This is a genomic window from Pseudomonas sp. RHF3.3-3, from assembly GCF_048069595.1.
GTDB classification, from domain to species: Bacteria; Pseudomonadota; Gammaproteobacteria; order Pseudomonadales; family Pseudomonadaceae; genus Aquipseudomonas; species Aquipseudomonas fuscovaginae_B.
Map to the genome: position 1 here is coordinate 4,219,016 of NZ_CP182250.1, position 13,330 is coordinate 4,232,345.

Genomic DNA, 13,330 nt, shown 5'->3' on the forward strand with positions numbered 1-13,330 from the left:
CTGCTTGTGCTGTGAATCCTGTTGAACGGGAGTTCCAAACACGTGTCTACCTGCCTGCTCGAAAGGCAGTGAACCAGGCCTCCAAACACCCCTACCTACAAGGAATATCCGATGCTCAGCTGGGACGAATTCGACAAGGAAGACGGCGAAGCGGCAGCCAAGGGCGCCGTTGCCGGCCAGATCACCGAAGCGACCCTCGATCGCCTGGACAGCGCCGGCGGTGCCGCCGCCCTCGAAGCCCGTGCCGTGACCGCCAGCGACTCCGCCGCGATCATCCGCGCCAAGGCCGCCCTCGACGCCCTCGATGTCGCCGAAGGCCTGGCCGAACTCGAAGGCGCCTCGGCCCGTGTCGCCGTCGACGAGAAGCGCATGATCAACTGCCGCGCCGACCTCAACCAGCTCGTACCTTTCAAATACGACTGGGCCTGGCAGAAATACCTCGACGGCTGCGCCAACCACTGGATGCCGCAAGAGGTCAACATGACCGCCGACATCGCCCTCTGGAAAAACCCCGAAGGCCTGACCGACGACGAGCGTCGTATCGTCATGCGCAACCTGGGCTTCTTCTCCACCGCCGACTCCCTGGTGGCGAACAACCTGGTCCTGGCCGTCTACCGCCTGATCACCAACCCCGAGTGCCGCCAGTACATCCTGCGCCAGGCCTTCGAGGAGGCGATCCACACCCACGCCTACCAGTACTGCATCGAATCGCTGGCCATGGATGAAGGCGAGATCTTCAACATGTACCACGAGATCCCCTCGGTGGCGAAAAAGGCCACCTGGGGCCTGAAGTACACCCGCTCGATCTCCGACCCGCAGTTCAACACCGGCACCGTCGAGACCGACAAGGAACTGCTGCGCAACCTGATCGCCTACTACTGCGTGCTCGAAGGCATCTTCTTCTACTGCGGCTTCACCCAGATCCTCTCCATGGGCCGGCGCAACAAGATGACCGGCGTCGCCGAGCAGTTCCAGTACATCCTGCGCGACGAGTCCATGCACCTGAACTTCGGCATCGACGTGATCAACCAGATCAAGATCGAGAACCCGCACCTGTGGGATGCCGAGATGAAGGAAGAAGCGACCCAGATGATCCTGCAGGGCACCCAGCTGGAAATCGAATACGCCCGTGACACCATGCCGCGCGGCGTGCTGGGCATGAACGCGGCGATGATGGAGGACTACCTCAAGTTCATCGCCAACCGTCGCCTGTCGCAGATCGGCCTGAAGGAAGAGTACCCGGGCACCACCAACCCGTTCCCGTGGATGAGCGAGATCATGGACCTGAAGAAGGAAAAGAACTTCTTCGAGACCCGCGTGATCGAGTACCAGACCGGCGGTGCACTGAGCTGGGATTGATTCGTTCCGCACGCATGGATCGCGATGCCAAAAGCCCTGACCTGTTCAGGGCTTTTTCATTGGCAACACCCGGTCCCAGATGACCTTTGTCTCAGTAGTTCTCTATGTATGGACGTACAGGAAATCCAAGGGCAACCTGAGCAGGCCTCAGGATTGATGAGCAGCACGAGCCAAGTGATCTCGATTGTGGAGAGAGGTCGATCAATCAATACCTCCTCCACAAGGCACATAAAGCCCAAGCCGCCAAACACGCGGTGGTGTATGTGATTTGCCTGAAAGGCACCCGGAGGGTCGTCGGCTGCTACACCCTGTCCAATGGTTCGATCATGCGTGCGCACGTGACGCCAAGGAGCCGGCAACGCAACTCTCCCGCACAGCACCCAGTCACCATCCTGGGGCGAATGGGTGTAGACCTTGCCATCCAGCGCAACGGATATGCCATCGACCTTCTGCAAGATGCGATCGAGCGCTGTATCAATGCCGCCGAAACAGTGGGATCGACCGCCGTGCTGGTCCATCCCTTGAATGAAAGGCTCGCCGATTTTTACGCGAGGCACGCGGGCTTCGCCACCTGCCCCGATCTGTCGCCCATCACCATGATGCTTGCGCTGCAATAGCCCGTTCTAGGCTCTGTATGAAAAACCTTGATCCTCGGTGATGCTACGTTGAAAACAGCCTCGGAATGCTCATTTACAACCGGTGAACTCCGCTTCCTCGGCTGTTTTCGCCCTGCCTGACCTTCGTCTCAAGGCTTTTCATACAGACCCTGGAGCCGCCAGCCCGCAAGGCAACCTGGGCGATTGTGCGATTTGAATGGCAGGCTACATCAGTTGGATTGATTTTCCGGGTAGAACTTGTAGCCCGCCCCTTCAGGTTCAAGATGCCCTACGCCCGGAAATGGGAAATGGAAGCCGCCCACCAATGGATTGGTTTTCTCCACCATACTCAGGAACTGCCGCCGTACTTCCAGCGCGCGTTCTGGATCAATGTCGCTGGCTACCATCCACTCAGGATGCGTTGCAAAGAAAGCAGGAACGTTAATCATGTCCGCGATGTAGTAAAAGGAACTCTTGCCCGAGCGGACTTCGTAGATGGTATGTCCCGGGGTATGCCCATAAGCAGCCTTTGAAAATATTCCGGGAGCAACTTCTATTCCGGGACTAAATTTTCTCAGCATCTTTTCAGGCATACCAAGAAACACCCGTCGGGCAATTTCGAATGCGCCTTTACGTTGTAGTGGCGCAGCCAGCCTGTTGGCATCACTCATCCAGTAGTCATACTCGGGTTCTGGCACCCAGACCGTGGCGTTTGGATAGACAAAATTTCCAGCAGCATTTCTCAGCCCACTGATATGATCAGCATGGAAATGTGAGATGAGGATGGTATCGATATCTTCGGGCTCGTAACCTGCAAGTCGAAGACTTTCTGTCAGTTTGCCAGTGGTTTCTCTCGGAGACCCAAACTCGCCAAGGCCAGTATCGAGAAGAATGTGGCGAGAGCCGGAAACAATCAGATAAGCGGTAAACGGCAGCTCAACGTATTCAGTGCTTAGGCCTTGGACTGATGCCAACTTCTTCACTTCAGCAAAAGGTGCATTGACAACATAGCGATCACTCAAGGGGAGACGTGTAGCGCCATCGTGCAAAGCGATAATTTCTACGCCCCCCATTTTAATGCGATGAACGCGCTCTTGCGGCAGCGTTGGCAGTCCAAAGTCAGGAGCGGACTGCGCGAGCACGGGCACTGGCAAAGTCGGTGTAATGGATAACACCAAACCTGATAATAGTACTTTCAGCACATTGCGGCGATCCATATAAGATACCTTGAGATCAGCATTCAAATAAAAACGTAGATAAACTTTCAGTTTCAGAGATTCTATGTGGGGCCCGTCCCTGATCACAGATGGATATCCCGCCAAATAAAGTGCAAAACTCGCCATCCACAGCGGAAGGGGCCAGGCATGGCTCACTCGCTCTGCGACAGACGGCCTAGAGCCGCCAGCACCACAATGAACCACCTCTGGTCAGCAAGTCGTATTCCGACAAAACCGTGTCGTTTCTGATCGCTCCGTCAAAATCGGCAAATCCAATAATCCGCACACAGACCGCCCTTACGCCATAGGCCGGTCCCGCGACACCCGCGAGTATGCAGCCTCGCTTCACAATTCCAACGCTGCGGCGCCCTTCCGAGCCGGACAACCGGTCGCAGACAACAATATGACTCAGAACCTATGGACCCGCGCGCACGAGCGGACCATCTCTGTGTGCGCAACAATTGTGAAGATTTGACTGCCATGACTACTACATCGATCTCCAGTGCCGGTTCTGCAACCGGTCACCGCAATGCATTGCTCGTCGCCCACATCGCCGCGGTCCTGTTCGGGCTGACCGGTATTCTCGGCGCTCTGATCCAGGCCGATGCCAGCCTGATCACCTTCGGCCGCGCCACCTTCGCCTTCATCGCCCTCGGTTTCGTCGCCGGGCTCAAGGGCACCCGCCTGCTGGACGCGCTGAGCTGGCGCAACCTGCCGATCATCGGCTTGACCGGTACCCTGCTCGCCGCACACTGGGTGACCTTCTTCATCGCCGTGAAAGTCGGTGGCGTGGCTGTGGCAACCCTGGGCTTCGCCAGCTTCCCGGCATTCATCGCGCTGATCGACCTGCTGGTGTTCCGTGACCGGATCGGCACCACCGAAAGCCTGCTGCTGCTGATGGTGTCGGCCGGCCTGGTGCTGGTGGTGCCCTCCTTCGACATGCTCGACCAGGGTACCGTAGGCTTGATCTGGGGCCTGGCTTCGGGCCTGTCGTTCGCCCTGCTGACCGTCGCCAACCGTCGCAACACCAGCGGCATGAACGCCATGCAGACTTCGTTCTGGCAGAACGTCGTGGTCGCCGCCCTCGTGGCACCGTTCGCCTTCAGCCACCTGGCGACCAACAGCCTGAGCACTGACGACTGGGTGAATCTCGCGGTACTGGGCATCTTCTGCACCGGGCTCTCGCAGTTCCTGTTCGTGAAAAGCCTCGAAGGCCTGCAGGCCCGCACTGCTGGCATGATCATCGCGCTGGAGCCGGTGTATGCGATCGCCTGCGCCTGGTGGCTGTTCAGCGAGCAACCGTCGCTGCGCATGGCCGGTGGTGCCGCGTTGATCGTGTTGGCGACCATCATGAGCGCCTGGCGCAAGGCTTCCGCCCACTGAGTATGTCACTGCGCTGGCAACGGCATCCCCGCCGGCAACGTCAGCGCCCCCGGTCGAGGATCGCCAGGCGATCGCAGGTCAGCGCCTGGTTGAGGTCATGCAGGGCCACCAGGGTGGTGACCGGCAAGGCCTGTACCTGGCGCTCGCGCAGGTGCAGCGCATCAGTATCGGCCAGCACCAGTAACAGCGCACCACCCAGGGCGCTGGCCGGCAGCAGTCGAGCGTGACCAGGCCCCAGCAGCAGGCGCAAGGCATGCGGAATCACCAGCCCGACGAAACCGATGGCACCGACGATGGACACCATCACCACCGTCACCAGCGACGCGGCTCGTAGCCGTTAGCGATCAGCGATCAGCGATGAGATCAAAGATCGTTCCCACGCGGAACGTGGGAACGATCGGAACCTGAACCCTCGACAACTCAGTCCTGCTTCGCCCCCATGTACAGGTCGAAGTGCTTGATGTGATCGTCGAGGTTGTCCTCGAGCATCAACCGATACTGCTCGCAGAAATACTTGAGCATCGCCTCCCGGGCCTGGGCCATTTCCTCGCCGGACTTGAAGTTGCGCGCACTGACCCAGGCATTGAAGCGGGTGGTGCCGAACATCATCGAAGCGTTGACCTTGCCGAAGTTCTCGACCTGCTTGAGCTGCTCATTGGACAGGTTGATGTGCTCGTCCGCACGGTCATAGAAGGATTCGTCGATGATTTCTGACATGGCACTATCTCTGAATGAAAACGGCACATGGGACCGCCTTTCCCGGCGCTTGTCCAGTCTAATACCCGGCAATCGTGCCTTGCAGAACCGTCTCCACCTGCCCGCTCAGGATCACCCCGCCACAGCCATCCCACTGCACGCTGACCGTGCCGCCGTCACATTGCACCTCGACCCGCTCGTCCAGCAGACCACGGCGAATACCGCCCACCACCGCGCCGCAACAGCAGGAACCCGAACCCTGCGCGATGCCGGCGCCCCGCTCCCAGATGCGCAGGCGGATATGACCGCGGTCCAGAACCTGGACGAAATGCACGTTGGTCCTTTTCGGAAACAGCGGATCGGTTTCGATCCTCGGCCCCAGCTCGGCCACGTCGACCGCGGCGATGTCCTCGACAAAGAAGGTGCAATGGGGATTGCCCATGCTGCAGGCCACCGGGCTGCCGGCAATCGGCAGGACCAGGGTGTCCATGGCCTCGGCCAGCGGTACCTCCTGCCAGGCCAGCGACGGTTTGCCCATGTCCACCGAAATCGCCCCGCCCTCCTCGCGCACGCAGGTCAGCAAGCCCCGGTTGCTCCTGAGCCGCACCGACGAGTTGCCCGACTCGCGCATCAGCAGGTCGGCCACCCCACGGGTGGCGCTGCCGCAGGTCTCGAGAGGCGAACCATCGCAGTTCCAGAACACCACCCGGGCCGCCGCATCCTCGCAATCGAGCACCACCGCCAACTGGTTGAAACCGATGCCACGGTGGCGGTCGCCCAGGCGCCGGGCCACCGTGCTGGTGATCGGGTCCGCCTGGCCACGACGGTCGATGACGACGAAGTCATCGCCATGGGCATGCATCTTTACAAAGCTGAGGGTCATGCGCGCTCCTGTCTGGGTGGGGGCATTCGGCGAACGCCAAGCATACGGGGATGGCGGACGGTCCGTCACGCGGCCGGGCTGCGGTTTGCCCGGCCCTGCTCTTCCAGCAATTGCACGAACACCGACAGGTTCTGCGACACGGTACCGCGGCGCCAGATCAGCCAGGTCTGCAGGTAACGAAAATCCGGCGACATCGGCCAGACACTGACAGTGCTGCAACCCGGCATGCTTTCGAGCATGCTGCGCGGCATCATCGCCAGGCCGGCACCGGCGCTGACGCAGGCCAGCATGCCGTGGTACGACTCCATCTCGAAGATCTTGCCGGGCACCGCCGCGTCGTGGCTGAACCAGCTCTCGAAGTGGTGACGGTACGAGCAGTTGGCTCGAAAGGCGTAGATGCTCTCGCCATTCACATCGGCGCCGCGGGTGATCGGCGCATGCTGCAGGGGCGCGATGATCACCATCTCCTCGTCGAACACCGGCACGCCTTCCAGGCTCGGGTGCAGAATCGGCCCGTCGACGAAGGCCGCCACCAGGCGCCCGGACAGCACGCCTTCGATCATGGTACCGGAGGGGCCGGTGGACAGGTCCAGCTCGACCTTGGCGTATTGCTGGTTGTAGGCCGCCAGCAGCGCCGGGATGCGCACCGCCGCCGTGCTCTCCAGCGAGCCGAGGGCGAACGGCCCCTGGGGCTCTTCCCCGGACACTGTCAACCGCGCCTCGGCGACCAGGTCGAGAATGCGCCGGGCATAGTCGAGGAAGCTCCACCCCGCCGGCGACAGGCGCAGGCGGCTCTTCTCGCGGATGAACAGTTCCACCCCGAGGTCCTGCTCCAACTGCTTGATGCGAGTGGTCAGGTTCGATGGCACCCGGTGAATGAGTTGTGCGGCGGCACTGATGCTGCCCTGCTCGGCAACAGCCTTGAAGATTTCCAGCTGGACCAGATCCACACTATTCTCCAATTGTGAATGTTTTGCTCAGTATTATTCAGTTTCCAGAAAAACAACAGCCCCGTAATCTGGCCCCATAACCCACCCGACAGGACGGTGCCATGATGACTGTGTCGAACCAGACCCACGCGATTTCGATCAACCCCTTCAATGGCCAGCAGATCGGCCACTATGCCTATGAGTCCGCCGAGCAGCTCGACGCAGCGCTGGCGCGCGCCGCCAAAGGCTACGCCAGCTGGCGCCGGACCAGCATCGCCCAGCGTGCGCAACGGATGGTCGCCCTGGCCGTAGCCCTGCGCGCCAACGCCAGCCGGATGGCCGAGATGATCACCCTGGAAATGGGCAAGCCGATCGCCCAGGCCCGTGGCGAAATCGAGAAATGCGCGCAACTCTGCGAGTGGTACGCCGAGCACGGCCCGGCCATGCTGGCGCCCGAACCGACGCTGGTGAACAACGGCAGCGCCCGTATCGAGTACCGCCCACTGGGCCCGATCCTGGCGGTGATGCCGTGGAACTTCCCGATCTGGCAAGTGCTGCGTGGCACGGTGCCGACCCTGCTGGCCGGCAACACCTACGTGCTCAAGCATGCACCGAACGTGATGGGCAGCGCCTACCTGCTGCTCGATGCGTTCAGGCATGCCGGTTTCCCAGAGGGTGTTTTCGAAGTGATCAACGTCACACCGGACGGTGTCTCCAAAGCCATCGCCGACCCGCGCATTGCCGCCGTGACCCTGACCGGCAGCGTGCGCGCCGGCACCGCCATCGGCTCTCAAGCCGGGGCGGCGCTAAAGAAATGCGTGCTGGAACTGGGCGGCTCCGACCCGTTCATCGTGCTCGATGATGCCGACCTCGACGCGGCGGTGCAGGCGGCGGTGATCGGCCGCTACCAGAACACCGGCCAGGTTTGCGCGGCCGCCAAGCGCCTGATCGTCGAGCAGGGCGTGGTCGAGGCATTCACCCGCAAGTTCGTCGAAGCCACCCGCAAACTGGTGGTGGGCGACCCGTTGTCGGCCGAGACCTACATCGGCCCGATGGCCCGTTTCGACCTGCGCGACGAGCTGGACCAGCAGGTCCAGGCGACCCTGGCCGAAGGCGCGACCCTGCTGCTGGGCGGCAGAAAGGTCGAAGGCAACGGCAACTTCTACGAGCCAACCGTGCTGGGCGGTGTCACCGACCGGATGACCTCGTTCCAGCAGGAACTGTTTGGCCCGGTGGCGTCGATCATCACCGCCCGTGACGCCCGCCATGCCGTGGCGTTGGCCAACGACAGCGAGTTCGGCCTGACCTCGACCGTCTACACCGCCAACGTCGAGCTGGCACGGCAGATGGCCGATGAGCTGGAAACCGGTGGCGTGTTCATCAACGGCTACAGCGCCTCCGACCCCCGCGTGGCTTTCGGCGGCGTGAAGAAGAGCGGTTTCGGCCGGGAACTGTCGCACTTCGGCGTGCGTGAGTTCTGCAACGCCCAGACCGTCTGGCTGGACCGCCACTGACAGCCCCTGGCTCGCCACTGCAACAGTGGCGAGCCATTTCTCCATGACCTGCCAAGATCCAAAGTCATCTGATCCGTATTTTTCTTCGTTACCTGAATCTGTATCGGGATCAGATTTCCCCCGACAATAAATCACCGCCCGGCGTCCCGGGTCGTGTTTGAGGGGAGAGTTCGATATGACTCGATTTTCGCTGCACCGCAATTCCTTGGCTCAGGAGGCCTGAAATCATGGGCAAGATGGCAATTTTCCTCGGCGGTTTCCTGCTACTGACCATCGCGATCGGCCTGCTGGGCACCATTTCTCCGACCTGAACGGCGGATGATGATTTCTCCCAGGCCCATGCCGGCCACAACCCTGAGGAGCGCTGCAGGTCAATCCTGAGCAGCGCTCCCGATCCTTCCCTTCACTACGGACGAGGGGGCGTCTGCGTGGGTGCCAGGTCGACGATCCACGGCTCGAACCGCTGCCCGAAGGCCACCGTCGCGCTGAAGCCGAAGGCGTCACTCTCGCGATCCTCGTAGCGCTGCCCACTGATCTGCTGCCGTATCGGCTCAAGCAGGCGGCTGAAGGCGGCGGGCACGTTGATATTGTCCGCCGCGACCTCACTGACACGCCCCGTCAGCAGCTGCGGCCGGTCTTCACCGCTGTCGAGCACCAGGGGCTCGATCCTGCCGGGCAGGATCAGGTATCGACGGGTATCCGGGTACTGCGCGCGCAGCGCCTGGGCATCCAGGCCGGCATCGATCAGGAACAGCCGGCTGTTGCCCTTCAGCTCGAAGGCCAGCGATCGGCTGGCCGCTTCCCGGGCATTTTTCTCCGTGACCCGCGCCTCGTATGCCCGAGCCTTCTCGACGGCCCGCCGATAGGCCGGACCATTGAACTCGAAGGCCAGGAACACCGGCCGGGAAAACCGCCTGGCGTAGCGGCTGCCCCTGTACTGTGTGTCGTAGGGTTTGGAGACATCGAAGCCCAGGCTCGCCAGCTTGTCCTTGTCCAGCCAGACGGTGATGTCGCCCGGGTCGGAAAAGGCGTTCTCGTACGGATGCAGCCCCCGCAGACGCAGGTGCAGCGACAGGCCGCTGTTGTCGGCATCATTGCCATACGGCAACTGCAGCTCACGCTGGGACAGGTTCAGTACCGCTTGCGGCGTTCCGCTGCGGTTATGGGCCACCCCGAGCAGAACCACCGCCTGGGTGACAAGCATCAGCGTCACACCGGCAATCAGGGTGTAACGGCGGGTCCAGTTGTTCATTGGACACCCCCGGCCTGCGGTGCCCTCAGTTTTTTGAGCACCACCAGCACCAGCACCGCAGCCAGGCCAACCACGAAGAAGAACAGGTACTTGGGCAGAGTCTCCCACCACCAGTCATAGAACTTGGTGAACAGAAAGATCACGAAGAAGGTCACACCGGTGTTGACCACATCCGGCCAATGCCAACGTACGCCGAGCCAGATCGCTGCGGCACTGAGCAGGAAACCCGCCACCTGATAGCCCTGTTCAACCCGCTTCGGATCGAACGCCAGGTAACTGCCCTCCCCCCAATGGGCCAGGACCAGCACCGGCACCAGCAGGGCCAGGAGCGCGGACACCCGGTAGGTCATGGCGAAGCCGGGGAAGCGCTTGTGCGGCATGAACCGCGCAGCCAGAGCGAGCAACACGGCTGCCGGGAAGAAGTTCTCCGGAATATCTCCCAGGTCCAGCCAGTATACCCCGGCCCAGCTACCCACCCGCGCGGCGACGAAGCCGGCCAGGCAGATGATCGCCGCCAACAGCAGCAGGCGCAGGTTGCAGCTGTAGGCCAGCAACAGGGCGAAGAGCCCCCAGACGACGAAGGCCTTGTCGGACGGGGCGATATTGAAGATCTGCCCCAGCATGCTGATATCGAGGACGAAGCAGGCAAACGCCACCAGGGCTGCCAGCTTGGTGAAATAGCCGGTGCTGTCGCGCCCCTGCAGCCACATCGTGGCGATGAAGGTCAGCAGTGGCGCCAACAGCAGCGTCGAGACCTGGGCGACGGTCGAGAACGTGCCCCAGAAGCGGTAGAAGAGAAAGAACACGCTGGCCGCCAGCGCCAGTGCACCGAGAAACGAGGCAATGCGCATGCCCGTCGACAACTGCCGGGAACTGGTGGTCAGGTCGATATCGAAGGCATCGCGGTAGTGGGCGAGCAGCGCCTGGTGATGGCGGGTCAGGCCGAGCTGCTGCTCGGCAGAGAGTTGCAGCGCGCCTTCGCGTTCGAGCCGGTCCAGCTCCAGCTGGAACACTCGTATATCGTCGGCGCGCTGCTGGGCTTCTGTCTGGGTGAGTAGACTCATCGGGCAATCCATTGACCGGGGGCGAGTCCGATAGCGCTCGCCACCCCGAGTGCGAATGCTATGCCCAATCCCCTCTTCCGTGCGACCCGTTTGTGCGGGGGCCCGAAAACCCGGGAGCCTCCACCAATCGGCTACGGCTATCCGGTCCTCAGGCCAGCTCGGCACGCAGTTGGCGGGCTGCGCTCACCATGTTCACCAGTGCCGCCTCGGTCTCCGGCCAGCCACGGGTCTTCAGCCCGCAATCCGGGTTGACCCACAGGCGCTCGGCCGGAATCCGCCGGGCCGCCTTGCGCAGCAGGTTGGCCATCTCGGCCACCTCGGGTACCCGTGGCGAGTGGATATCGTAGACACCCGGGCCGATTTCATTCGGGTAGGCGAACGCTTCGAAGGCCTCCAGCAACTCCATGTCCGAGCGCGAGGTTTCGATGGTGATCACATCCGCATCCATCGCGGCGATGGACTCGATCACATCGTTGAACTCGCTGTAGCACATGTGGGTATGGATCTGGGTTTCATCACGTACACCCGAGGCGCACAGGCGGAAGGATTCGGTGGCCCAGTCCAGGTAGTGCTGCCACTGGGCCTGGCGCAGCGGCAGGCCTTCGCGGAAGGCGGCTTCGTCGATCTGCACGATGCGGATGCCGGCCGCTTCCAGGTCGACGACCTCATCGCGGATCGCCAGTGCCAGTTGCCGGGCCTGCACTTCACGGGTCACGTCCTCCCGTGGGAACGACCACATCAGCATGGTCACGGGACCGGTGAGCATGCCCTTCATCACCTTGTCGGTGAGGCCCTGGGCGTACCGGATCCACTCCACGGTCATGGCTTGCGGACGGCTCAGGTCACCGAAGATCACCGCCGGTTTCACGCAGCGCGAACCGTAGCTCTGCACCCAGCCGAAACGGGTGAATACATAGCCGTCCAGTTGCTCGGCGAAGTACTCGACCATGTCATTGCGCTCGGCCTCACCGTGCACCAGCACATCCAGCCCCAGGTGCTCCTGGATCTGCACGGCATGACGGATCTCGCTGTGCATCGCCTCGATGTAGTCGGACTCGGTCAACTTGCCCTGCCTGAACGACTGGCGGGCCAGGCGGATCGCGGCGGTCTGCGGGAACGAACCGATGGTGGTGGTCGGCAACAGCGGCAGGTTCAGACCCGCGCGCTGCTTCCCGATCCGTGTGGTGAACGGCGACTGGCGCTGGCTGTCCCGGGCCGTGATGGCTGCCACACGGGCCTGCACGGCCGGCTTGTGGATGCGTGGCGACGCGGCGCGGCTGGCCTGGACGACACGGCTGTCGGCCAGGGCCTTCTGCACCTCTGCCGCGTGCGGTTCGCTCACGGCCCGCGCCAGCAGCGCCACCTCTTCACACTTCTGCACGGCAAAGGCCAGCCAGCTTTTCAGCTCGGCATCGAGCTGGTCTTCACGTGCCAGGTCGACCGGGCTGTGCAGCAGCGAGCAGGACGGCGCCACCCACAGGCGATCGCCCACCCGCTCATGGGCGTGCTGCACCACCGCCAGGACCTTTTCCAGATCGCAGCGCCAGACGTTACGGCCGTTGACCACGCCCAGGGAGAGGATCTTGTAGGCCGGCAGGCGGTCGAGAATAGTCGGGTACTGGTCAGGCGCACGCACCAGATCAATGTGCAGGCCATCGACCGGCAGGTTGGCGGCCAGGCCGAGGTTCTCTTCCAGGCCGCCGAAGTAGGTGGCGACCAGTTTTTTCAACGGGTCGCGCTGAATCAGGTTGTAGGCCCGCTCGAAGGCGTTCTTCCACGCCTGTGGCAGGTCGAGGGCCAGGATCGGCTCATCGATCTGTACCCATTCCACGCCCTGTTCGGCCAGGCGCTGGAAGATCTGGCCGTACAGCGGCAGCAGGCGCTCCAGCAGGTCGAGCTTGTCGAAGTCGCCGCCCTTGGCCTTGCCCAGCCACAGGTAGGTCAGCGGACCGATCACCACCGGCTTGACCGGGTAGCCCAATGCACGGGCTTCGGCGACTTCCTCGAACAGTTGCTCCCAACCCAGCTGGAACGACTGGTCGGCGCTGAACTCCGGGACCAGGTAGTGGTAGTTGGTGTCGAACCACTTGGTCATTTCCTGGGCGTGGGCACCGCCGCAGCAACGGTCGCTGACGCCACGGGCCATGCCGAACAGGGTCTGCAGGGTAGCCTTGCCGTCGTGCGGGCGGAAACGTTCGGGGATCACGCCGAACATCAGCGAGTGGGTCAGCACCTGGTCGTACCAGGCGAAGTCGCCGACTGGCAGCAGCTCGATACCGGCGTCCTTCTGCAGGTCCCAATGGACCTTGCGCAGCTCGGCGCCGACAGCGCGCAGGCCGGCCTCATTGAGTTCACCCTTCCAGAAGGCTTCCTGTGCCTTCTTCAGTTCGCGGTCGCGGCCAATGCGCGGAAATCCAAGGGAATGGGCCAAAGCCAT

At 62.3% G+C, this 13,330-nt stretch carries 11 protein-coding genes and 1 pseudogene; 4 read left to right on the top strand and 8 right to left on the bottom strand.

Annotated features, from left to right (window positions below; genetic code table 11):
* The first annotated feature begins 111 nt into the window (after positions 1 to 111).
* Both ACMGT0_RS18720 and ACMGT0_RS18725 read left to right on the top strand, forming a co-directional pair.
* The gene (locus ACMGT0_RS18720) at positions 112 to 1,359 is read left to right on the top strand and encodes a ribonucleotide-diphosphate reductase subunit beta (RefSeq protein ID WP_416769221.1); all 1,248 of its coding nucleotides are present in this window, start codon (positions 112 to 114) and stop codon (positions 1,357 to 1,359) included.
* Between the two features lie 254 nt (positions 1,360 to 1,613).
* On the top strand, positions 1,614 to 1,976 hold the full coding sequence (locus ACMGT0_RS18725; RefSeq protein ID WP_342633338.1) for a GNAT family N-acetyltransferase: 363 nt from the start codon (positions 1,614 to 1,616) through the stop codon (positions 1,974 to 1,976).
* 209 nt (positions 1,977 to 2,185) lie between these two features.
* On the opposite strand, the gene ACMGT0_RS18730 is transcribed toward ACMGT0_RS18725, so the two are convergent.
* Entirely contained in the window at positions 2,186 to 3,172 is a 987-nt protein-coding gene (locus ACMGT0_RS18730) for an MBL fold metallo-hydrolase (RefSeq protein ID WP_160319913.1), read from the bottom strand.
* A gap of 480 nt (positions 3,173 to 3,652) precedes the next feature.
* On the opposite strand from ACMGT0_RS18730, the gene ACMGT0_RS18735 reads away from it, so the two are divergent.
* On the top strand, positions 3,653 to 4,555 hold the full coding sequence (locus tag ACMGT0_RS18735; RefSeq protein WP_054061126.1) for a DMT family transporter: 903 nt from the start codon (positions 3,653 to 3,655) through the stop codon (positions 4,553 to 4,555).
* A 40-nt stretch (positions 4,556 to 4,595) separates the two neighbouring features.
* On the opposite strand, the pseudogene ACMGT0_RS18740 reads toward ACMGT0_RS18735, so the two are convergent.
* The 4 genes and pseudogenes from ACMGT0_RS18740 to ptrR form a co-directional block, all read right to left on the bottom strand.
* Positions 4,596 to 4,889 (bottom strand): annotated as a pseudogene (locus ACMGT0_RS18740) (iron chelate uptake ABC transporter family permease subunit); the annotation flags it as partial.
* An 86-nt stretch (positions 4,890 to 4,975) separates the two neighbouring features.
* Positions 4,976 to 5,272, bottom strand: a complete 297-nt coding sequence (locus ACMGT0_RS18745) for a DUF3144 domain-containing protein (RefSeq protein WP_054061124.1) — start codon at positions 5,270 to 5,272, stop codon at positions 4,976 to 4,978.
* A gap of 58 nt (positions 5,273 to 5,330) precedes the next feature.
* Entirely contained in the window at positions 5,331 to 6,134 is an 804-nt protein-coding gene (dapF, locus tag ACMGT0_RS18750; RefSeq protein ID WP_054061123.1) for a diaminopimelate epimerase, read from the bottom strand.
* A gap of 65 nt (positions 6,135 to 6,199) precedes the next feature.
* On the bottom strand, positions 6,200 to 7,084 hold the full coding sequence (ptrR, locus tag ACMGT0_RS18755) for a putrescine utilization regulator PtrR (protein ID WP_054061129.1): 885 nt from the start codon (positions 7,082 to 7,084) through the stop codon (positions 6,200 to 6,202).
* A 101-nt stretch (positions 7,085 to 7,185) separates the two neighbouring features.
* On the opposite strand from ptrR, the gene ACMGT0_RS18760 reads away from it, so the two are divergent.
* Entirely contained in the window at positions 7,186 to 8,577 is a 1,392-nt protein-coding gene (locus tag ACMGT0_RS18760) for an aldehyde dehydrogenase family protein (protein ID WP_416769226.1), read from the top strand.
* Positions 8,578 to 8,983: 406 nt separating this feature from the next.
* Here ACMGT0_RS18760 and ACMGT0_RS18765 read toward each other — a convergent pair whose 3' ends face one another.
* The 3 genes from ACMGT0_RS18765 to metE all read right to left on the bottom strand — a co-directional run bounded on the left by ACMGT0_RS18765 (position 8,984) and on the right by metE (position 13,330).
* Entirely contained in the window at positions 8,984 to 9,829 is an 846-nt protein-coding gene (locus tag ACMGT0_RS18765; RefSeq protein ID WP_416769228.1) for a DUF4824 family protein, read from the bottom strand.
* On the bottom strand, positions 9,826 to 10,893 hold the full coding sequence (locus ACMGT0_RS18770; RefSeq protein ID WP_054064531.1) for a DUF2157 domain-containing protein: 1,068 nt from the start codon (positions 10,891 to 10,893) through the stop codon (positions 9,826 to 9,828). Before ACMGT0_RS18770 ends, ACMGT0_RS18765 begins: the two co-directional genes overlap by 4 nt.
* Before the next feature lie 148 nt (positions 10,894 to 11,041).
* Positions 11,042 to 13,330, bottom strand: coding sequence for a 5-methyltetrahydropteroyltriglutamate--homocysteine S-methyltransferase (gene metE / locus ACMGT0_RS18775; RefSeq protein WP_416769230.1), 2,289 nt, complete (start codon positions 13,328 to 13,330; stop codon positions 11,042 to 11,044).